Origin of the sequence: Methanothermobacter thermautotrophicus str. Delta H (assembly GCF_000008645.1) — an archaeon.
Classification (GTDB): domain Archaea; phylum Methanobacteriota; class Methanobacteria; order Methanobacteriales; family Methanothermobacteraceae; genus Methanothermobacter; species Methanothermobacter thermautotrophicus.
Window position 1 is genome coordinate 214216 of sequence record NC_000916.1, and the last position, 20877, is coordinate 235092.

A 20877-nucleotide genomic window follows, 5' to 3' on the forward strand; every position below is an offset into this window, starting at 1 on the left:
CTCTTTTATTTTTTCTGGTTCAGTACCATCATGACCTCTGACATGAATTCATTCTCCCCCAGACGTTTCATTGTGGCTGCAAGCCTCTCCCTCTGGGGCTTATCTGCGCAACTCCCGTACACATCCAGGACGGCGTCTATGCAGTCAAGTATTTCACCGGGATCATCAATGCGCATGCTCAGACCCTCCCTGAGTTCTCTTCCAGCTTTACCGCCAATGTAGAGCACATAACCCTTATCCTTAACCTCCCTTGCGCTGTGCGGACATGATTTTATGCACTTCCCGCAGCCCACACAGAGGTCATAGCTGGTGTAGGATGTCTCCCCCCTTACGCTGACTGCCTCAACCTTGCAGACCTCTTCACATCTTCCGCAGCCATTGCAGAGATCCTCAGAGGTTACGGGAAATTCGACACCCACCACTCCAATGTCATGTATCTGGGGCCTCATGCACTTGTTAGGACATCCGCTTACAGCTATCTTGAATTTGTAGGGGGCTGGTCTCTCCCTGAACCGTTCCTCGATTGCGGTGCAGATCTCCTCTGTGTCTATGATCCCCGTTCCGCAGTTCTCCTTACCCGGACATGCGAGGGTTGCCCTTACAAGGGGGCCCTCTGAACCTGTGAGGAGACCGGCGGAGTTCAGTTCATTGACGGCGTCTTCAACATCAAAGCCATTTATTCCGTGGAGTTCATAGGATCCCCTGTTGGTGATTTTGATCCTTGCACCGTATTTCTCTGCCACCTGAACGATGTCCATGATTCTGTCGGGGCTGTACCATCCTGCTGGATGTGCCCTTATCCTTATGAAGTATGTTCCATCAGCCCTCTCTGAGACCCCCGGGTGATCTGAGGTCCAGTAGAAGGATATGTAATCACCGTTTTCTCTTCTTTTCTCAATTTCCCTTCTGAATCTTTTTAGCTTCAGTTTCCTCAGCCTTTCGATGGCCTCCCTGTCTGCGCCCTCCAGCAGATCCAGGGCCTCCCTGATTTCAGCACCCCTATCTGTCCTTATTATGACGGTTGAGTACCCATCAGGGCTTCCGGCAGAGCCTATGGAGACGTCTGCAAGTTCAGCATCGAAGTCCCTGCAGAGCCTGCAGCCATCACAGAGCCCTATCCTGCTGAGTTCAATGGTGCGTTCACCTCCATCGAGATGGACAACCATTTTACCTCTTCGGATGTCGAACTTTTTGACTTCGCTGATATCAATGCCCTCATCCATGAGTGCCTCCCTGAGGTCAGTGTATTCGAATTTCTCTGTGCAGAAGAGGCCTATGAGGTACCTTATCTCGGGGAGCTTCACGGGTCTGCCGCTCCTTCCAAGTTCAGGGTCATGCTTTGCAAGGTATGGGAAGTACTGAAGCTTACGCAGTCCATTGATCTGGCATGGCAGCGCAACAACCGCCACACTCTCAAGGCCAAGTTCTGATGCTGTTTTAAGTGCTTCAAGGGTTGATATGCTGTACTTTGAACCGCTCGTTGCTTCGAGGTCATCTGTGCTCTGGACAACCAGCGATACTGGTTTCCATTTTTCATGACCCACAACTATGGCGCCGTCTATCCGGTCATTCTCCATGAGGTACCTCAGGAAGGATGTTACCACTCCACCGTCCTGCCCCCTGGCAGTGCCCCTTCCGTAGAGGATCTCCTCCCTGAAGTTTTCACGTATCCCTATCTGGTATTTGCCTGATGACACCCGGGGGCATACCTCGAAGCACATCCCGTGACCATTTCTCAGGCATTCCTCTGTTAGTTCGGGTCTGCCATTGAATGTCAGGATGTTGTTGGGACATATCACTGCACAGGTCCCGCACCTTGCACAGATCCCACCATCGACGATTCCCTCCAGTTTCCATTTTCTGATTGATGGGTACATTCTCGCAAGTTTTTCGGGGGATCCCATACGTGAAATGGCCTCCAGGATCACATCCTCATTCACGCTGGTTTTTCTGCTGGCTGCTATCGCCTCTGCGCTGTCAAGTATATGTGTTTCCAGTTCACGTGCAACCTCCTCCCTCTCCTCAGGGGGCATCCTTCTGGTCACAGCTGCTATGAATTCATCAACTTTATTCATTGATCAACCTCCGTAAGGTCTTCAAGGGACCTGTTTATTGATCTGAAGAGTTCAAGCCACTTTTTTCTGACTCTCTTCCCGTAATCTGTCACAGTATAGTATTTCCTTGGTCGTGTGTCGTCCGTGCTCCACCTGCTGCTGAGGATTCCCTCCCCTTCAAGTCTTCTAAGGAGGGGGTATAGGGTTCCTTCCTCGACGCGAAATCCGGATTCTTTGAGTTTTTTAACAATTTCGTATCCGTATCTCTCATTTTCAAGTAGACAGATCACTTCAAGCTGTATTGCGCCGCGCCTCAGCTCCCTTTCAAATCTTTCACAGACACTGCTCATTGGATGATCCCTCACATGATATGGCACATATATGTGCTGCACACAGTACCTTGTACCACACAGTATATAAACCTTGTCACGCAGGGAGTGCCTTCACCAGAAACAGGGATCTCAAAGGATGCTTAAAGTAATATGAAGCTTCTGCAGAGATCACCGCACCATCAGCTTATTACCGCAGGGACTTTGAGACCCTAAAGAATCAGATGGCCAGGAAGGAGGGCGTTACATCTGCAGATGCTAGCCAATCCAGAGTGTATCAGAAACAGCTGATAGGACACCCGTGTAGGGATCCTGAATCTCATCAGATCCCATTTTTTATTCCTCCAAAGTTCTGGAGGATTTCAATTTCTTCTTCAGATAGTTCAGGGACACCCTTTATGATCACAGGTATTTCGCTGATTGGCTTTGCCCTTGTCACATCATTTTGGAGTTTCTGATATACAGCATCTATGGCCCAGCCATAGTTAAGGTCATCTGCTTCGGTGATCCAGAGGGTGTCGATGTCTGCGTTTCTCGCATTTTTTGTTTTCTCATCCCACATGCTGATGAATAACCTGTCTTCCTGTCTCCATGAGTATTCAGCATCACCGATTATACCCACAACCTCCTTTACACCATCCTCAAGGAACTTTGAGTGACCGCAGACGCGGCAGACCACGAACTGGCCCTCCCGGGTGTGGATTTTCTTTGGTCTGAAGAGGTCCCTCCCGCATATCAGTGTCCCGTAATTATCCTTCAGGGGCCTCTGAGCCTTCTTCAGTTTCTCAATGGCCTTCCTGGTAGCTACCCTGACAGTTTCATGGGGGTCGTTGAGGGCTTCCCTCAGTGCATCAAGGACCACGGCGTCCCCTGTCTCTCCAAGGTAATCTGCGGCCCTGGCCCTCACCTCTGGATCAGAGGAGTCCCTGAGGTATCCAGTGATCTTTTTAATTACATCCCCGTATTCAGGGCTCTCAGGGTCAAGTCCGTCCCTCAAGCCATTCAGGGCGATCATATCACCATTTATGGGCGGCACTGTTTTGGCGGAAGCATGGGTTCCGGGATGCTCCTGCTGATCAGGGGAGCCTGAAATACCTACCAAGAACAATAAGAGAACAATGATGGCTATCAGGGCCAGATAACCCCACACACCTATCCATGATATTATTAGATAGGATACAAAAAGGATTACAATCAGAAATAGACAGCCAGCGCAGGTATCCTCTCCTTCCATAGACACCACCCTCAACTTTTACAGTGTGATGATTAGATTAAATTTCATTCATCTAATAAAGTTAACTAATCATCATTTTATAAATAAAGTTAAAAACAATTAAAGTATAATCATACCATAATGTGGTTCAGTTAATTTATGGTGATTCTATGAGTGGACTTAAATTCTCGCCGGTTGAGTTTGAAAGGGAGATTCAGGCAAGGGAGATGGCATTATCGGGTATAGCCAGTTCAAGGACCAGGATTGAGGGTCTGAAGTCGGAGATACTGAGAAACCTGGATGAAATTCCTGATGGGGCATGGAAGAGGTCTCCTGAAATTGCGGGGGTGAAATCCTGGATTAATGGGGCCACGGATGTATATATCGACAGCACGATGAACAGCAACGAACTCCAGAAAATTGAGAGTGACCTCAAACGTACTGAGAAGATGGCCAGGGAACTGCTGGGGACCGTGGTCGATATAAAGGTTAAGGCCAGAAGGGAAAGGAGGGTCATGTTAAAACTTGAGAGTATCAATGCAGGATTTAATTGGAAAAAGGACCTTCTTGAGAAGTGGAAGTCTTCGGATTCAGAGAGGTTCAGGGAGAAGATTGAGAGGGCCATGGAGGCCGTGAAAAGGGGGGACTTCAGCGGGGCCGAAACCAGGATTCCAGGTCTTGAAGATGAACTGAGAGACCTCATCGAGGAAGCCGAGAAACTCGAATCAAACGACAGGATGCGCAGGCATGTTCTCTCTTCCGTTAAAGAGGTCGCTGAAAGGATGGGCTGGAAGGAAGTTTCAGAACCATACCTTGAGGATGATAAGGACCCATCCAGCCCCCTCATATATGAGCTGAAATCATATTCCGCGGGAAAGATGCGCTTTTCACTTACCATGGACAGAATAGATGTTGAATCACCATTTTCAGCTGAAGATGGAGCCTGTTATGAACAGTTCGACAGATTCTCAGAGAAACTCCAGGAATATGGTATCCGGACAAAATTCGAAGGGAACCAGGGAGGACCCAGGAATAAACCAGTCTTAAAGGAGAAGAAAGCAAAGAGGCTTCCAGAAAGTCGCATGAGAAGGATATGATGGAGATGTTGATCCATGGCAGTATGGCAGGATAACCTTAAAAGACTGCTGAATCAGAAAGAGGTACTCATAATCCACGGAAACATAAGGGACACCGCATACCTCACCGAGGAAGGAAACCTCGTCAGGGGCCTCACAGACCTTATCAACAGGACCGGCAGGGAACTTGGATACGATAAGACAGTGAGCTGGGGTTCATTCTTTGACCATGAAGGGAGGGGCCACTCCCCCATGTGGTCACTTGAAAGGATCACACCACTCAATGGGGACCAGCCAGAGATAAGGGAAACCGAAAGCCAGGACAGAGTCAGTGACGTACTCCACAGATGGCTGGAGGACGAAATAACCTCCATTGATGAGAAAAAGATCTTTATTATAAATTACATCGACAAGATCACAGGCTACGCTCCAGATGGAATGTACTCTGAACCCACAGCAGAACTTGTGACGCTCATACAGAAGATAATAGAGAACATATCTGAAAACAACCGCCTCATAATGATCGCCCTCAGGGACACGATGATCCCGGTTGAGTACTATACGAACTCGCCCCGTGTAGCAGTGATGGAGATACCCCTCCCTGACAGAGCAGAGAGACACCTTTACTATTCCACAACACTGGCCTCAGCAAGCATCCCATCCGATCAGATAGACTTACTCTCCAACATCACAGAGGGCCTCTACATGAAGGACCTCGAAAACATCCTCAGCGACGTCCTGGAAGAAATTGATGAGAACCAGGAAGTCTCCTCTTCAATGCTGAGAAAAATAGTTAACAGGTACCGTATAGGTACCGAAGAGGATCCATGGAGCAGGATACCACTCACAGGGCCTCCAAAGGGGCTTCTGGACTCGGCAGAGAACTGGTTTCTGGAGAGGGTTGTCGGACAGGATCATGCGGTCAGGGAGATAGTGAATGCAATAAAGAAGGCACGTTCAGGTGTCGTGGGCCTTTCATCGGGGGGACAGTCAAAACCAAAGGCAACGTTCTTCTTCGCAGGGCCTACAGGTGTTGGTAAAACATTCCTGGCCAAAAAACTGGCAGAGTACCTGTTTGATACGGAGGAAGCATTTTTAAGGTTTGACATGAGTGAATTCAAGGAAGAGCACACAGTATCAAAGCTCATAGGTTCTCCTCCAGGTTATGTTGGATATGAACAGGGAGGACAGCTCACCAACGCCATAAAGAACAGACCATTCTCGGTCATCCTCTTTGATGAGATCGAAAAGGCTCACCCCAAGATAATGGATATATTCCTTCAGATCCTTGATGATGGACGCCTCACAGACAGCAGGGGACAGACGGTCTTCTTCACAGAGAGCGTGATAATATTCACATCCAACATCGGGACCAGAACCGTGGACAGCAGGGGAAACACCACATCTGAACAGAGGAAACTTGATGAAATAATAAATGACAGCGATCTCTCTGACTCTGAAAGGGAGAGAAGGGTGAGGGAACACTTCACGCGCAGTGTTAGAGAGTTCTTCATGCATGAGATATCAAGAAGAGAACTTCTTAACAGGATAGGCTCACATATAATAGCCTTCAACTACCTGAAAAAATCAGATTACCAGGTGAACATAATTGAAAACAAACTCAAGGACATTTCAGAGAACTTCCGCGACAAATTCGCAGGCAGGGGGCACCGGCTCCACCTCTCCGGGGAATTAACTGGATATTTCCTTGAGAAGTATGGAGATTCAATATCAGAGTTCGGGGGCAGAGGTCTTGTAAATGCCCTTGAAGATGAAATAGGGAACATAGTGGCTGACCAGCTGCTCCTTGCAGAGGAGAGGGGAATGTCAGATATAAATTTCGAAGTATATGTTGATGGGGATGTAATCAGATGCCGGAGATCATGAACCTTTACTGTGAGGTGAACCTGACAACGCCCCTGGTCCTTGTGCTTGAGCCATCACCGGTCCTCTGGGAGGATATAATGAAGGTTTCAGCTGAAGTTATCGATTCCTTCCCGGGGAGGGTTAACAGGGTCTACTTCCCTGGCCAGAGGGAACACGAAGCCATCAGAACCTCCGGGGACCTCCGGAGAGATGGTCCGCGATGTCTCAGCAGGGGCAGGAACAGACCCCTTCTAATAAACCCGGTCCTTGAGAAACTCAATGAGGAAAAATTCACAGGTATCATAATCCTTGTTTCATCACGGGTCCCCATTGATATTGAGGACTGGGAGGGTACGGATGTCCCTGAGAGGCTGGTCTTCATCAACATGGGTGATGGGGACATTGAAGGCCCCTACAGGGTTATCGGCAGATCAAACATCAACCTCCAGATAGCTCCCCTCCTAAACAATGAGCCTACCGAGGTTTTTGTTTCCGGTGATGGCTTTGTCCCGTTGCGTTACAGTGTTGAGCCATTCAGATCATCAGAGATAGTGTTCAGGGATGGGGACTTCCTCCTGAATATTGAACCATCATCTGAGCCTTTAAAAATCCACCTTGCAGCAATCTGTAAGGACAGAGTTCCAGAACTCAATATAAGACGTCAGAGGGGGTCACTGACAGAGAGGGTAGGTTTTAAGGAGGAAAGGCCCTGGTTTGATCAGAAATGGAATAAGATCCCTGATGATCTGAGGGACATCATCAGATCCGCCACAGAGAAAAGGGACTTCAAATGCCCCAGCTGCGGTGAAAAACACGCCTTTGATACCATGACATGCCCCTCCGGGGACCTGATTTTAAGGGGACTGCCCGCAGGCAGATGCATCCTCTTCAGGGGAGATGAATACATTTCACTGGCAGATGCCCATGCATATCCCCTGGAGGATGGGAAGATAATAACCGCGGAGGGTAAGATTTACCGTCTGAAGGATGATGGTGGATGGGAGTACCTGAAGGACGTGGAACCATACGAGAGGGTTGATGATGATCTATTCGCATTATTCTATAGTATTTGATCGAACAGGATTTCCATTGATCCAGCTGGACAGCTGGGATCATTCCATCGGCCTGTTCCCTGTCAGCAAGTACCAGTTTGAACGTTTCCTTGTGGATGATGAGGGCTCTGACTACACCGATGAGTGGTACAGGGGGGTCCTGGAATTGAATCCCCGCAGGAGCTGAGGAACCCGGGTGATAGGGTATGGGAGTTATTCATCACGGGTCTGGATCTTGATGTTATTGAGGACTTCCTCGGCTACCTCGGACCTGAATACAGACTGCCCACCCTGGATGAATGGAAGGCCCTTCTTGAACTATCTGAGGGTATAGCTGAAGTATCCCCTGCTCTTAAAATGATCTGCAATGGTAGATCCCCGGAGCCGGTTCTTCACTGGCTGGAAGCCGGTCTCTGTCCCCTTATGAGGGAGGGAATTTTTGAGAGGATCCATGGAATTGAGAATAGGGTCGCTGGAAAACCCTTTCACAGTCTTCTCCCAAATACATGGGCCCCAGAAGAACTCAAGGAGGTTAAAATGGACATGGTTCAGGGCATGATTGGATTCAGGGTTGTAAGGGGATGATGGTGGTGTGTCCGTGTGAATTCTGCAGTGGGTGCTGAATTATTTATGGGGGATGATGGTGTATCTCTACGTCCTGGTTTAGGAGGTACTGAATCTGTACTGGAATCATGGAGGTATATTATGGGTAAACTGAGGGTTGGCAGGTTTCTTATATCCTCAAGGGTTAATGGTCCTGGAAGAAGGTTTGTCATATGGTTTCAGGGGTGTCCCATCCGCTGCAGGGGGTGTCTGAATCCGGAGTTCCATGATGAGGATGGCGGCCATCTCATTGAAACTGCCCGGCTGGTTGATATGATCAGGGATCTCAGGGATGAAATAGAGGGGGTGACCTTCACCGGTGGCGAACCCCTCGCCCAGGCCATGGAGCTGGTGAAGCTTGCCGGGGCTGTTAAGTCGATGGGCCTCACAGTGGTATGCTTCACAGGATATGAAATGGATGAAATCCTTAAAGGGAACATAGAGGGCGGGCTCGAGCTCCTTGAATTTGTAGATGTGCTCATAGACGGCCCTTACATTGAGGAAAAGAGTGCGCCGTTGCTCTGGCGTGGAAGCACAAATCAGGATGTTTATTTTCTTACAGAACGCTATGCTGAATTCAGGGACAGGGTGATGGCCTGTTCTGAAATGGAAGCTGAACTCAAAGTAGGTGCAGATGGTGTTTACATGACCGGAATCTTTGATGTTGAATTCTGGGAGGAACTCAGAAGGAGGCTGGGTGATGGATCTTAGATGTCCCTACTGCCTGAATGAGACCAGACCTGAACTCAAACCGGGGATCGGCTACTGCTGCAGGGAATGTCAGGAGGCACTCCCAAAGGATTATGTTGACCCCCTTAACTCAAGGGCCAGGATAGGTCTTGTCGGATTCACGGGTCACGGAAAGACGGTTTATCTTACAAGCCTCTTTTATACCCTGAGGGTCCTTTCAAACAGGGATATATGGAGGAACTTCTCATGGCGCACCTGTGATGACCACACCCATAAAATAAAATATTCAGATGTCAGGAAATTTGAAAACTCAAGGCTTCCAGCGAGCACACCTGAAAATTTTCCCAGACCCGCCCTCATACATCTGCAGAATGTTCCATCCATGGGTGACATCTTCCTCAGCTTCTATGATACGGCGGGAAGGGTTTATGAAAGCGCCGAAAAGATAACCGATATGGGAAGATTCGTTGCCCATGCCGACACGGTGTTCTTTCTCATAAGCCTCAGTGAGAGCGGCCTTGGTGAGTGTGATATGGGTGATGTGAGTTTTGAAATGGAGCGTCTCCTTGATATATACATAAGGGGGGTCTATGAGAAGATGCATGTTGACCTTTCAGATAAGCAGGAAATGGTTGTGCTTCTGACAAAGGCCGATGAGATTGACATCCTCCCTGAGGACCTCCATAAATTTTTAAACGAATCTTCATGTAACTGGTGGATGAATGATGACCTGGAGGCCAGATTCAGTGCCCTTGATAACTATTCTGAGAGGATAAGGGAATGGCTGAGAAGTGAGGGCTGTGGAGGATTTGTTAATCTGGCTGAAAACAATTTTAAAGGTGTTAAGTATACACTGATCTCATCAACAGGTGCCAGTCCAGTGGGGGATACCCTGGTCACGAAACTTGAACCGGAGCACCCAAAGGGGGTCATCAATCCACTCGTCTTTGCAATGAGGAGCGCATGCTCCCGTGAATCAGCACAGGGTGTCAGGAGTTTTATTGGCAAAATCAGGAGGAGGTAGGTGTTCATGGAAATATACCAGTTTGTATACACCAAGGTGCCACCTGAAGAATCTCCATGGAATATAAGGGATTTTCACACAGTCTTCTATCCTGTGGATCTTATTTCAAGGGAAGACCTTTATGAAATGGAGAGAATGATACACAAGCCACAGATAGATGGCTTTAGAGATAAATTAACGGTTTTTTACAGGAAGATAGATGATATGGATTATCTTGCAATCCTTTACCTCACTGACCTTCCTGAGGAGAGGGATGTCTTTGGGAGGGGAGGCCTCTTCCTGTGCCATGGATTTTTATTCCCGCCTGAAATCTGGATGATGGCTCAAACACCCCTTGAACTCTTTGATATCGTGAAAGGCCATGTATTTAATGGGATCGAAGACCTTTTAAACTCAGGAATCGTTGACAGGAATAGCGGTAACATTGAGGCTATAGAGATTTCAGGTTATTCTCCCCCCGGGGATATGCGCCCCCCACTGTCCGATGACCTTAAACTGAAGATAACATCATACCTTTTTAAGATGGCTTCAGGGATCAGGGACTGCCCACCTCTGCTTTTAGCCGGTGAACCCTCTGATGTATCAGAACTGCTGGATGAGGTTCTCTTCTACATCCCGGATGAACTGAAGGTCAACCTTGGATGGGATTCAGCCTTTGATGGAGGCAGCCTCTACCATTATCCCCTTAAAATACTCGGATTCCAGGAGGAAATGCCCTATGGAGGGAACCCTGTTTCTGTTGACCTGTATAACCGAACAGTTGATTGCCCGGGCGAATCAGCAGGGCTTTTACATCCCGTTTCAACCTATGAGAGATGGCTGGAGAACTGTGATGAAAGAGTTTCAAGGGAGGATATCAATGCAGCCTACCGGCTGTCGCTCCTGGTTGATTCCATGGAGCCACCCTCCTCAGTTGAGGAGGTAATGCCCCAGCTGGAAAACTTTTCTTACATCAACAGGGACCCCATTGAGGGGCAGTTCAGGAGAAAATTCCATGAAGTCTTTGGCATGACCCTCACTGATCCTGATTTACCTCCGGCGACCATGCTGAAGTTCCTCATTGAGGGCGCATCATGTGATTCCATGGCGGGTTTCATTGAGTCACTGGTTCTTGATGGTTATCTCACTGAGGAGGACATAAAACTTCCAGGGGAGGTCACAGAGAGGAGCAGGATTCTGATGACCATTCAGAGGTTATGGGATGGTGCTGATATCACTGACGAAATCATGGAATCTGATTCTGAAGAACGCCGCCATATATTCGCATATCTAATCGGAACCGGACTTTTGATGAAAAATGAATCACTTAAAGACTTATTGAGGGATAATGAGGATTTTAACGCTTTACTGGAGGAGAGGGAGGATCTTTTTGATATTTTAAATAACTCTGGATTCTCTGTATCTGGAAGTGAGTCCGCAGATGATCCTGAAGATGGATCTGACATCATAAATCTGAATAAAGTGAAGATGGTAATATCAGGGTTATTCAGGAGGCACTGAGTGTCTTCATAGTCTGAATGGACAATATAAGAAAAATAAAAAAGGGATATCAGCTCACCATCCATTTCAAGTGCAGAACTTTCCTGATGGAGTTAACAGGTTACCACGGGCCGTGATACCAAAGAATACCACATCCTCAGGTCCGTAGCCCTCATCGAAGCTCCAGTCTGTTGTTTCAAAATAGGCCCTTTCACCTGGTCCCAGGGTGTTTATGAGGGATGACCCTCTGAATACCGGAGCCATTCCAATGGCTATGAGATCTCCATCACTGTTAAATCCCTTGACCCAGACATAATCGATATGCATGGCTGAGCTGTATCTGTTCTGGATCTCCCCTTTCACAACATAGTCTCCAGTGTAATCTGAGAAGACAGTGTAGTTGAGGACCTCTACCTGGGCTTTACTCTCGATGACCTCATCGACAGCTGACGACCCATTAATATGACCCAACACAAAACTGAGGAATCCCACTATTAGTAAGGATATTATGATCAGGGTTGCCTTTGTAAAGGTACTCCTTCTACTCCACCATCCACCTGATCTGCCAGTTTTTCCATCATCAACATCTGAAGACATTAAATCACCTTATTAAGTCAATCAAAGCTTAAGTCCTCTAAAAAACGTGTGCTTGTGTTTGAAGTCCAACAGTAAGAATGTTGGGATGTTCCTCCCAGATGATCCCTTCGATTCTGGTCTTCTTACCAGGGGGGAGTACATAATACCCAAAAGCCCACCCATGCAAACGATCTTCACTTGAGTTAAAACCTGTTATGCTGATATCATCAACAAACACGGTTTCTTCATAGTTGTTCTGAATCTCAAAGGTGATATTGTAAATACCGTCATGATCATGAGTTATGGTGTAATTTACGATATTCACATGAAATCTTTCATCGTCCATTTCTGTGGCAGAGTCCACCCCCTCGCTGTAACCCAGTGAGTAGGTGATGCATACCCAGAGTATTATGCCGAGGATTATGATACCCTTTCTGCTGTAACTGCTCCTTTTACTCCACCATCCACGTAATCTGCCAGTTTTTCCGTCATCATCTGAAGACATATTATATCACCTTATTCATTAACTGTTCTGTTTTATTATTAACTTGTTCAATAATTACAGCATAATTGAATGTTTATATAATTAAAAGTTTCTATTTGAAATTTAGATGTCAATTTAATTAACTCATAATTAATTATTGAATCTGACTACTTCAAAAAATGTTTTTAACTTATAAATTGAAATTTAAAAAATAACTGACATTATCTGGAATCATTCTCTCTTCTGTTTCTATCTTTGAGACTTCAGATTCTTTATCCGTTATTTTCCCGCCCGTCCATCTGCAGTAACTTCTGTTTGCAGTCAGATCACAATTAAATGACCATAAACTCAGTGTTTTTGCTGCTGAAGGTGTTTCTTATGTAACCGTGACCTTTGAGTTACATAAGAAGCCGGTACTCGCCGGACGTGAAACACCGAATCTCCGCCGGCAGGCCTTAAAATGGTTATTATCCTGTCAGTTCCCCCAGATATTCCATTTAAAGATTTTTTCGAAAAAATATTTATTATATCATGTTTATAGATCAGAAAGGTGATTGAAATGGGCTCTGCAGCTTTATTAAGACCAGAATCCCTCGATGAAAAGATAACACTTTCAATGAGCATTTCTGTACTCACAATATCCGTCATGGCACTGATTCTATGGTTAACCGGGGCACTCCAGACACCCAAGGTTGGACCCTTCCTTGATAAGGACCCGACCATATTCATGAGCTTCATTCTCCTGGCCGCCGCCATACTCGCCCTGAAGGCTTCTAGGAAAGTAACATCCCTCGTTCTATCACTGATGGTCCTGGCCATCCAGTTCTCTGGAGGTAGCCAGCCCCTCCACCCTCAGGCATGGACAGTAACATCCATGATAATCATATCATACTCCACTGCAGTGATCCTTTTTTCAATTGAAAGATACTCGGCTGCCCAGATAATCAGTTACACTGCGGGTACAGTGGCATATGCACTGTTCCTATCAGAGATTACAGGGATTACGGAAACAGAGCCGCATTTCAGGGCATGCATAACCTCTGCTGCAATGATGGTGTTCCTGGCCATAGGTCTCCTCAGCACCCACCCATCCCATGGTGTTGTGGAGCCACTCTATTCAGGGAGGATCGGGGGCTACACCGGGAGGATGCTGATACCCATCGTGATAGGGTCCCTGACCCTCACGTCATTCATAGTAATCAGCGGCAGCAGCCACATACCATTCTCTGCCGATGTCTTCCTGGCCACCCTGAACCTGGCACTTTTAATTGTAATAATAACATTCACAGCCTACAAACTCAACGTGGTGGATTATGAGAGAATAAAAAATCAGAGGAAAAGCCAGAGGATGTGGAGGTTCTTCAGGAATGTTGTGGATAACCTTGAGGAGGCGGTGGCGGTCCTGGACCGTAACGGGGAAGTCCTGCACAGCAACACCGCGATGAAGAACCTGGAACTGGACCTCAGGAGACTGTGGAGGGAAAACCTGGAGGGTAAGGATCTTCCACAGCCCATAGGAACCATCAGGTCAGGTGGGAGGTACTTCACGGGATGGGCCATACCCCTGGATGATGGTGGGATCATATCCCTGATGGATATAAGCGGGCTTGTGGAGGTACAGGAGGACCTGCGGTCATCCCTCAGGGAGAAGGAGGCGCTGCTGAGGGAACTTCAGCACAGGGTCAGGAACAACCTTCAGATAATCACAAGCCTCATAAACATCCAGCTTCAGGATGCAGATGGCCCGGTAAAGGAGGCGCTCCTGGCTACCCAGACCAGGGTGAGGGCCATGACCATAATACAGGAGTCACTCTACAGCACTGATGGCTACAGCAGTGTACACATCGAATCATGCATCTCCCGGATGACAGAGCACCTCAAATCCCTGCTGGGTGCACATGGTGTGGGATTCAATATCAGGGCTGACCTCAGACTCAACCTTGAAACAGCAATGCCCCTCTGCCTCATGGTGAATGAGCTTGTGACAAATGCCATAAAACATGCATTCCCTGAGGGGAAGGGAGAGGTCCACATTGAGATAGATGAGGGGGAATCGGGGTACCACATGCGCTTTGCAGATGATGGCATTGGGTTCAGTGGGGAGGGGGAAGGCACCGGCCTGAAACTTGTAAGGATCCTTGTGGAGCAGCTTGAGGGTGACCTGAAGATACTTGTAGATGAGGAGAAAGGGGGGACAGAGATACTGGTGCCCTTCAGGGAACTCCAGTACAGGGAGAGGACCTAGCAGTTAAACCATGGAGGTGAATGGAATACGGTGGCTGGCATCTGACATGTACTGTCACTGTATCTGAGGGGGGAAACATTTGATAGGAATGAACTCCATAGATATTTATATGACCCTTGAGGAGAGAATATCCTCGGCCTTCCGGATGGATGAGGAAACATGGTTGAGGCATGCAAATCCATGGAGTGTCTGGACAAGACTCACGGCACTGCCCCTTCTTGTTGCAGCGTTCTGGAGCAGGGAGTGGCTGGGCTGGTGGGCTATCATACCGGTAACCCTCGCGGTCCTCTGGACCTATCTGAATCCCAGGATATTTAAAAGACCGGAATCTACGGACAGCTGGGCATCCAGGTCGGTTCTCGGTGAGAGGGTCTGGTTGAACCGTGATAGGATCCCTGTACCCGAGCATCACAGGAGGGTCCCGGTCATACTGAACCTCATAGCAGCCACCGGGACGGTCCCCATTGTTTGGGGTGTCTACCGCCTGGAGGTGTGGCCGCTCTTACCTGGATTTGCAATGGTCTACCTTGGCAAGCTGTGGTACCTTGACAGGATGGTCTGGCTGTACCAGGACATGAAGGAAAACCCTGAATACAGGGACTGGCTCTATTGATGGTTTTCCTGTTCTCCACAACTTTCTGGCTTTTTCTTATATTTCATGAATACTGAGCGGCCAATTTAATAGTTCTCCATGAATCCGGGACATAAAAACTAACCGGAACTTTGAGATCTGGAGTTTAAAAATCTGATATTGGATTAGATGGCTTTAGGAGGTCTTCCCCGATACTTCATGGCCTCTTTCCGGATTTCCTGCCGGGCCTCTTCGTCCCATAGATATATCCGTACATAATCAGTTCCCATGAAAATAATATGCCCGCACTCATATTCCCTGTATCTTTTTTCGTACATTATTCCGTCCTTCTCGTACCATGGAACATCATAACTGTACGAGAAGGGAGCCCCACAGTAGGGGCACCTTGATTGGTCCACCCAGTTCTCTGGCATTGGCTTGATTCTGTCAATGCTTTCGTTATTGGATGAGGTCGGGTTCTTTATTGTGTTAACATCATAACTGAAGGAATTATTCTGTGAATCCACCTCAACGTTGAGCATCATACCCGCCATAAATGAAAGCGCCCCAAAGAGAACAAGACAAACTACAATCAATATTTTTGTCAGTTTATCCACTGATATTCCCCCTGAATCAAAATATTGAAGCACCTCTGATGATAATATAAAAAAACTTTAATATATAGTAATAGTCCATAATCTATATCGAAGGCGCTGAATGAGGATTCTACATACATAAACCCGGTATCAGGACCGTGAATGGATCAGGGGACGTCCTGTGAAGACAGGGAATCTGCTGGTAGGAATGCGTGGATAAATTGCTCAAACAGCACTGCTCCATGAACCCAGTTTATGTTATACGGGGTGATTTTTTTGGATAGGGGAGCAAGGGTTCTTCTTGTGTTATGTTTCATCATGGTGGGGGCAGTGGCCTTTAATGGCAGGGATACTTTTCGAAGAGGTTCAACACAAAGGGGATTCACCCATATCATCAGATAGTGATACCCTCAATAGGAAACCTGCTGTAGATTATTCGGTGGATATGGGGGAGGATTCCGGGACAGACTCAGCCCGTCCACCGGGGGCTGCACCAGGCCATCGCATACGGGGCCCAGTCTACTATTTATATGATGATGAAATCACCCATGGATGGGTGGCCTGGTACTATGATGTGGATGCAGGACAGTACTTCTCGGAATATGACTCATGGGACCCCAATGCAGGTGCTACCATGATTAATTAACCAGAGCATCTGCCGCCAGGTGAATTATTAGTTACAGGGATAATCCTGGAGAAAGCTTCATTTCAATATTTTTATTAAATGGTGTACCGGACCACACGTTCGTAATAGAGAACTATTACGAAGTTCACCATCCCTCATTAGGCCTCCACCTTTAGGCTTCCCTGAGGCTTAAGCCGGAGGACCCACCGTTAAACCTTTTCCAGATGAGGGTATACATTTATATTGTACAGTGTGCAGAATGACTGCATGGGATCATATAATGGTTCACTTCGGGGATCTGATCCCTGAGCCAGGGGGGTTATATTATGGTTTACTGTCGTGAATGCGGGGAGCTTAATCGTGATGGGGCAAACTACTGTCTTAAATGTGGCAGCCCCTCAGGGGGAGTGAAGGGGAGGATACCAGGCCTCAACCGGCCCGGATGAAGGCGGGTCCAAGGACCATAACACTCACGGCCAGTGACGACACTGAAAACCTGGGCAGACTGACCCCTGAGATCCTCAGGATGGACAATGAAACACTCATGAAATGCAACGATGAGATAAAGGAGCTCGTGAAGAAAAGGAGGATCAGAAGAGGCGACTTTGAGGGGTCCATGGAGGAACTCATGGCTGAGATAAGATCAAGACTCGAGGCACTGAGTGGGGAGCTCAGGGCACTGAGTCCGCAGCTTCTAAGGGTCACGGTGGAGATCGACAGGAGTAAACCTGATGTGAAGATCACAACATCCCTGGATAAGGACCGCATGGAAGGCTACCTTGAGAAGATTAAGAGCAGGCAGCTCTCAGACCAGTCCCCGGCAGCCCCATCATGGAGGGACCTCTGCCCTGTCTGCAGGGAAGCACCATTAACACCATTCCCAAAAAGGAGGGTCCCTGGAAGGTCTAAGAGGAATATGCGCTGCAGTAACTGCGGCGCAGTCTTCATTTACAAGGGAAATGGGTACCTTCTCAGCAGGGTCTCAAACAGGAACACCAGGGCCTGGCGCCTGTACGGTGGGAAGACACTCACAGAGGAGGAATGGACCAGGATAGCAAATGGCGGAGTATCCAATGAACTCCAGAGGGAGATCCAGAGAAAGAGGGATATTGAAGAGAGAAGGAGGGACATTGAAGGATGGCTTAAAAGTGCAGCAGAGGGGAATGTCACATTCAGAGAGCCCCAAACTCCCATAATACTCAGGAAGAACGAGAGGGCGGTCCTCGTACTCCACAACATTGACCTCTACGAACCGAGGGCCGTTAGAAGGACTGCCGGCGGATACGGGGGCCCCACCATAAGGGTGTCAAAGAATCTCTCATTCAGGATGGGGGCCCTCAATGCCATAAGCGAATCCCGTGACGAACTCCGGAGGATAGACACCGGTACACTGACCCTGACGACACGGAGGATGATATTCACAGGGACAAAGAGGACAACGAACATAGACCTCAGGAAGGTCCTAGCCATCCAGCCCTACACCAATGGCATAGCGGTCCAGAGGGAGAACAAGAAGAGAACTGAACACTTCCTCAACACGGAAAAAACACTGCTGAACATCACCCACTCCGGGAGGACCCACACAGTCCCCGCAGATGGTGCGGTGATGAAGGCGGTGATTGAGGGACTTATAAGGAAGCTCTGACCAAAAAATAACTCAGAGGAGAGAATAACTTGAGAGGAACTCTAAAGAAGATTGGGGGGATAGAATTTGGTCTCATGTCCCCAGAGGATATCAGGAAGATATCCGTCGCCCAGATCGTCACCCCGGACACCTACAACGAGGACGGGTACCCCATAGAGAACGGACTCATGGATCCCAGGCTCGGTGTGATAGACCCCCGGTTCCGCTGCTGGACCTGCGGCGCAAGGGGAGGGGAGTGCCCGGGACACTTCGGGAGCATAAACCTTGCAAGGCCGGTCATACACGTGGGATTCGCAGACACCATACACAAGATCCTGCGGTCAACCTGCAGAAAATGTGGGAGGGTCCTCCTCACCGGGACTGAAATCGAGGAATATATCAGAGGATACTTGAAGCCATGGAGAAAGAGGAAAACTTCACGCCACTGGTAAACAGGGTATACTCCCTTGCAAGGAGGGACAGGTGCCCCCACTGTGAGGAGGAACAGCAGGAGATCAAACTCGACAAGCCCGTCTCAATCGTCGAGGGAGACTACAAGCTCACACCCAGTGAGGTGAAGGAGCGTCTTGAGAGGATAAGCGATGACGACGCCCTCATCCTCGGTGTCAACCCCCAGGTTGCAAGGCCAGAATGGATGGTCCTGACAGTCCTCCCGGTCCCCCCGTAACGATGAGGCCCTCAATCACCCTCAAAAACGGTGAAAGGTCAGAGGACGACCTGACCCATAAACTGGTCGATATACTCAGGATAAACCAGCGCCTCAAGGAGAACATGGAGGCAGGGGCTCCCCAGCTGATCGTGGAGGACCTCTGGGAACTCCTGCAGTACCATGTGACCACCTACTTCGATAACGAGGCCTCTGGTGTAACCCCTGCAAGGCAACGATCTGGAAGGCAGCTGCTGACGTTAATGCAGCGCTTAAAGAGCAAAAAGGGGATGTTCAGCAGTGAACTTTCAAAAGGACGGTTTAGGGGCAACCTTTCAGGTAAGAGGGTTAACTTCTCTGCCCGTACTGTCATCTCCCCGGATCCCAACATCAGCATAAACGAGGTGGGTGTCCCTGAAATCATAGCCAGGGAGGTTACCGTACCGGTCTACGTCACAGAATGGAACATAGACCGTATGAGGGAGTACATAGAAAACGGGCCAGACGTCCACCCGGGAGCCAACTACGTCATAAGACCCGACGGACGCAGGATAAGAATCTCCTCTAAAAACACGGAAACTGTCATTGAGAACCTGAAACCTGGATACGTGGTTGAGAGACACCTCAAGGATGGTGACATCGTACTGTTCAACCGTCAACCATCCCTCCACAGGATGTCCCTCATGGCCCACCGGGCCCGTGTACTGCCCTACAAGACCTTCCGCCTCAACCTGTGTGTATGCCCACCCTACAACGCCGACTTTGACGGTGACGAGATGAATATTCATGTACTGCAAACAGAGGAGTCCAGGGCAGAGGCAAAAACCTTAATGCTCGTCCAAGAACACATGATATCCCCCAGATTCGGGGGGCCTATAATAGGTAGTATAAATGACCAGATATCTGGATTGTATCTCCTCACAAGAAAATTTGCAGAATTTGAAGAGGAAGAGGTATTCCAGCTACTTAGAAGCGCTGGAATTTCATTACCATCTAGAAGGGGCACTAAATGGAGTGGTAAAGAAATATTTAGCCTGATACTCCCAGATGACCTCAGCATGACCTACAGGGCAGATGTATGCAGAAGATGTCAGGAATGCATCGAAGATGGATGTGAATATGATGCATATGTAGTAATAGAAAATGGAAGGCTCGAATCAGGCGTTATTGACAAAAAAACATGCGGGGCATTTTCAGGTAGATTGCTGGGACATATAATCAGGGAATATGGTACTGATGAGGCCCGTGAATTCTTGGAATCAGCCAGCAGGCTGGCCATAGCAGTACTCATGAGGACAGGGTTCACGACAAGTATCATGGACTTTGACGTGCCCGAAGAAGCTAGACAAATGATAGATTCAGTGCTTGGAATGGTTATGGATCGTGTGGAAGGGCTCACTGAGGACAAGGAGGATGGGAGAGTCGAACCAGTGCAAGTAATGAGTTCGGAGAAGAACTTTGAGATTACGATAATGAAGGTCCTGGCCGGGGCAAGGGAGAGGGGAGGGGAAATAGCCAGGAAGTACCTTGGGGTGGATGGAAACCAGGGATATATGATAACCCGGACGGGTCTGAAGTGTTCATTGCTTAACTTCACCCAGATAACAGCCTGTTTGGGGCAGCAGTCCGTCAGGGGTGAGCGTATCAGCAGGGGATACGATAACAGGACACTCCCTCACTTCAGGAAGGGAGAGCTCGGGGCAAAGTCCCGGGGATTCGTACAATCAAGTTACAGGGAAGGTCTGGATCCCATTGAATTCTTCTTCCACGCCATGGGTGGAAGGGATGCCCTCGTGGATACAGCCGTCCGCACAGCCCAGAGCGGTTACATGCAGAGGCGTCTCATAAACGCTCTCCAGGACCTCACAGTCGATGAGGATGGCAGGGTAAGGGATAGCTGCGGTAACGTGATTCAGATACTCTACGGCGAGGACGGGGTAAGCCCCTGGAGGGGGAAAAATGGCGAAATAGTGGATCTGGAACAGCTGGTCTATGAGATCAGGAGAAAAAGCCCATGAACTGATCTCTGATTCTGAAGCAGACCATTTAAGAGCCATCAGAGGAAATTCCTTAAAAAATACATACCAGCATCTAAAGACTTTA

The 20877-nt window shown here is 48.3% G+C and carries 18 protein-coding genes and 1 pseudogene; 13 read left to right on the top strand and 6 right to left on the bottom strand.

The features are described 5' to 3' along the window. Positions 1–5: 5 nt before the first annotated feature. The 3 genes from MTH_RS01290 to MTH_RS01300 all read right to left on the bottom strand — a co-directional run bounded on the left by MTH_RS01290 (position 6) and on the right by MTH_RS01300 (position 3398). Positions 6–2075 (bottom strand): Coenzyme F420 hydrogenase/dehydrogenase, beta subunit C-terminal domain, encoded by a 2070-nt coding sequence (locus MTH_RS01290; protein WP_010875919.1) that lies wholly within the window; start codon positions 2073–2075, stop codon positions 6–8. Next, positions 2072–2404: a PadR family transcriptional regulator gene (locus MTH_RS01295; protein ID WP_048060783.1), complete on the bottom strand. Its 333-nt coding sequence runs from the start codon at positions 2402–2404 to the stop codon at positions 2072–2074. The genes MTH_RS01290 and MTH_RS01295 overlap by 4 nt, the downstream gene beginning before the upstream one ends. A gap of 301 nt (positions 2405–2705) precedes the next feature. Continuing rightward, positions 2706–3398: a HEAT repeat domain-containing protein gene (locus MTH_RS01300; RefSeq protein ID WP_158296315.1), complete on the bottom strand. Its 693-nt coding sequence runs from the start codon at positions 3396–3398 to the stop codon at positions 2706–2708. Between the two features lie 368 nt (positions 3399–3766). Between MTH_RS01300 and MTH_RS01305 the strand changes: the two genes are divergently transcribed. From MTH_RS01305 to MTH_RS01335, 8 genes are all read left to right on the top strand, one after another. Beyond that, positions 3767–4693: a hypothetical protein gene (locus tag MTH_RS01305; protein WP_048060785.1), complete on the top strand. Its 927-nt coding sequence runs from the start codon at positions 3767–3769 to the stop codon at positions 4691–4693. A 15-nt stretch (positions 4694–4708) separates the two neighbouring features. Continuing rightward, positions 4709–6559, top strand: a complete 1851-nt coding sequence (locus MTH_RS09255; protein ID WP_010875923.1) for an AAA family ATPase — start codon at positions 4709–4711, stop codon at positions 6557–6559. Next, positions 6544–7611 carry a hypothetical protein gene (locus MTH_RS01315; protein ID WP_048060786.1) on the top strand — a complete coding sequence of 356 codons (1068 nt, stop codon included), beginning with the start codon at positions 6544–6546 and terminating at the stop codon, positions 7609–7611. Before MTH_RS09255 ends, MTH_RS01315 begins: the two co-directional genes overlap by 16 nt. Before the next feature lie 16 nt (positions 7612–7627). After that, complete coding sequence (locus tag MTH_RS09720) at positions 7628–7777, top strand: hypothetical protein (RefSeq protein ID WP_158296316.1); 150 nt, start codon at positions 7628–7630, stop codon at positions 7775–7777. Continuing rightward, positions 7735–8175, top strand: a complete 441-nt coding sequence (locus MTH_RS01320; RefSeq protein ID WP_010875925.1) for a hypothetical protein — start codon at positions 7735–7737, stop codon at positions 8173–8175. Before MTH_RS09720 ends, MTH_RS01320 begins: the two co-directional genes overlap by 43 nt. Before the next feature lie 120 nt (positions 8176–8295). Continuing rightward, positions 8296–8904 carry a 4Fe-4S single cluster domain-containing protein gene (locus MTH_RS01325; protein ID WP_048060787.1) on the top strand — a complete coding sequence of 203 codons (609 nt, stop codon included), beginning with the start codon at positions 8296–8298 and terminating at the stop codon, positions 8902–8904. Beyond that, entirely contained in the window at positions 8894–9907 is a 1014-nt protein-coding gene (locus MTH_RS01330; protein ID WP_010875927.1) for a hypothetical protein, read from the top strand. The genes MTH_RS01325 and MTH_RS01330 overlap by 11 nt, the downstream gene beginning before the upstream one ends. Positions 9908–9913: 6 nt before the next feature. After that, a complete protein-coding gene (locus tag MTH_RS01335) occupies positions 9914–11407 on the top strand; it encodes a hypothetical protein (RefSeq protein WP_143485721.1) in 1494 nt (497 codons plus the stop codon). A 66-nt stretch (positions 11408–11473) separates the two neighbouring features. On the opposite strand, the gene MTH_RS01340 is transcribed toward MTH_RS01335, so the two are convergent. Further along, positions 11474–11983 (bottom strand): hypothetical protein, encoded by a 510-nt coding sequence (locus MTH_RS01340; RefSeq protein ID WP_010875929.1) that lies wholly within the window; start codon positions 11981–11983, stop codon positions 11474–11476. A 37-nt stretch (positions 11984–12020) separates the two neighbouring features. Then, a complete protein-coding gene (locus MTH_RS01345) occupies positions 12021–12467 on the bottom strand; it encodes a hypothetical protein (protein WP_010875930.1) in 447 nt (148 codons plus the stop codon). A 538-nt stretch (positions 12468–13005) separates the two neighbouring features. Between MTH_RS01345 and MTH_RS09260 the strand changes: the two genes are divergently transcribed. Both MTH_RS09260 and MTH_RS01355 read left to right on the top strand, forming a co-directional pair. Next, positions 13006–14691 carry a sensor histidine kinase gene (locus MTH_RS09260; RefSeq protein ID WP_052261146.1) on the top strand — a complete coding sequence of 562 codons (1686 nt, stop codon included), beginning with the start codon at positions 13006–13008 and terminating at the stop codon, positions 14689–14691. Positions 14692–14779: 88 nt separating this feature from the next. Then, a complete protein-coding gene (locus MTH_RS01355; protein ID WP_333473078.1) occupies positions 14780–15304 on the top strand; it encodes a DUF6653 family protein in 525 nt (174 codons plus the stop codon). Between the two features lie 143 nt (positions 15305–15447). Here MTH_RS01355 and MTH_RS01360 read toward each other — a convergent pair whose 3' ends face one another. After that, positions 15448–15879, bottom strand: coding sequence for a hypothetical protein (locus tag MTH_RS01360; RefSeq protein WP_048060788.1), 432 nt, complete (start codon positions 15877–15879; stop codon positions 15448–15450). Between the two features lie 319 nt (positions 15880–16198). Here MTH_RS01360 and MTH_RS01365 point away from each other — a divergent pair, with 319 nt between their 5' ends. The 3 genes and pseudogenes from MTH_RS01365 to MTH_RS01375 all read left to right on the top strand — a co-directional run bounded on the left by MTH_RS01365 (position 16199) and on the right by MTH_RS01375 (position 20792). Continuing rightward, the gene (locus MTH_RS01365) at positions 16199–16504 is read left to right on the top strand and encodes a hypothetical protein (RefSeq protein WP_048060789.1); all 306 of its coding nucleotides are present in this window, start codon (positions 16199–16201) and stop codon (positions 16502–16504) included. Positions 16505–16868: 364 nt separating this feature from the next. Next, on the top strand, positions 16869–18128 hold the full coding sequence (locus tag MTH_RS09970; RefSeq protein ID WP_010875935.1) for a hypothetical protein: 1260 nt from the start codon (positions 16869–16871) through the stop codon (positions 18126–18128). Positions 18129–18157: 29 nt separating this feature from the next. Then, a pseudogene (locus tag MTH_RS01375) lies at positions 18158–20792 on the top strand (DNA-directed RNA polymerase subunit A'). Positions 20793–20877: the final 85 nt, after the last annotated feature.

Bases quoted from the DNA above. Each gene is read 5' to 3' on its own strand.
- MTH_RS01290 (WP_010875919.1), bottom strand. From the start codon at position 2,075: ATGAATAAAGTTGATGAATTCATAGCAGCTGTGACCAGAAGGATGCCC.
- MTH_RS01295 (WP_048060783.1), bottom strand. From the start codon at position 2,404: ATGAGCAGTGTCTGTGAAAGATTTGAAAGGGAGCTGAGGCGCGGCGCA.
- MTH_RS01300 (WP_158296315.1), bottom strand. From the start codon at position 3,398: ATGATCGCCCTGAATGGCTTGAGGGACGGACTTGACCCTGAGAGCCCT.
- MTH_RS01305 (WP_048060785.1), top strand. From the start codon at position 3,767: ATGAGTGGACTTAAATTCTCGCCGGTTGAGTTTGAAAGGGAGATTCAG.
- MTH_RS09255 (WP_010875923.1), top strand. From the start codon at position 4,709: ATGGCAGTATGGCAGGATAACCTTAAAAGACTGCTGAATCAGAAAGAG.
- MTH_RS01315 (WP_048060786.1), top strand. From the start codon at position 6,544: ATGCCGGAGATCATGAACCTTTACTGTGAGGTGAACCTGACAACGCCC.
- MTH_RS01325 (WP_048060787.1), top strand. From the start codon at position 8,296: ATGGGTAAACTGAGGGTTGGCAGGTTTCTTATATCCTCAAGGGTTAAT.
- MTH_RS01330 (WP_010875927.1), top strand. From the start codon at position 8,894: ATGGATCTTAGATGTCCCTACTGCCTGAATGAGACCAGACCTGAACTC.
- MTH_RS01335 (WP_143485721.1), top strand. From the start codon at position 9,914: ATGGAAATATACCAGTTTGTATACACCAAGGTGCCACCTGAAGAATCT.
- MTH_RS01340 (WP_010875929.1), bottom strand. From the start codon at position 11,983: ATGTCTTCAGATGTTGATGATGGAAAAACTGGCAGATCAGGTGGATGG.
- MTH_RS01345 (WP_010875930.1), bottom strand. From the start codon at position 12,467: ATGTCTTCAGATGATGACGGAAAAACTGGCAGATTACGTGGATGGTGG.
- MTH_RS09260 (WP_052261146.1), top strand. From the start codon at position 13,006: ATGGGCTCTGCAGCTTTATTAAGACCAGAATCCCTCGATGAAAAGATA.
- MTH_RS01355 (WP_333473078.1), top strand. From the start codon at position 14,780: ATGAACTCCATAGATATTTATATGACCCTTGAGGAGAGAATATCCTCG.
- MTH_RS01365 (WP_048060789.1), top strand. From the start codon at position 16,199: ATGGCAGGGATACTTTTCGAAGAGGTTCAACACAAAGGGGATTCACCC.
- MTH_RS09970 (WP_010875935.1), top strand. From the start codon at position 16,869: ATGTGGCAGCCCCTCAGGGGGAGTGAAGGGGAGGATACCAGGCCTCAA.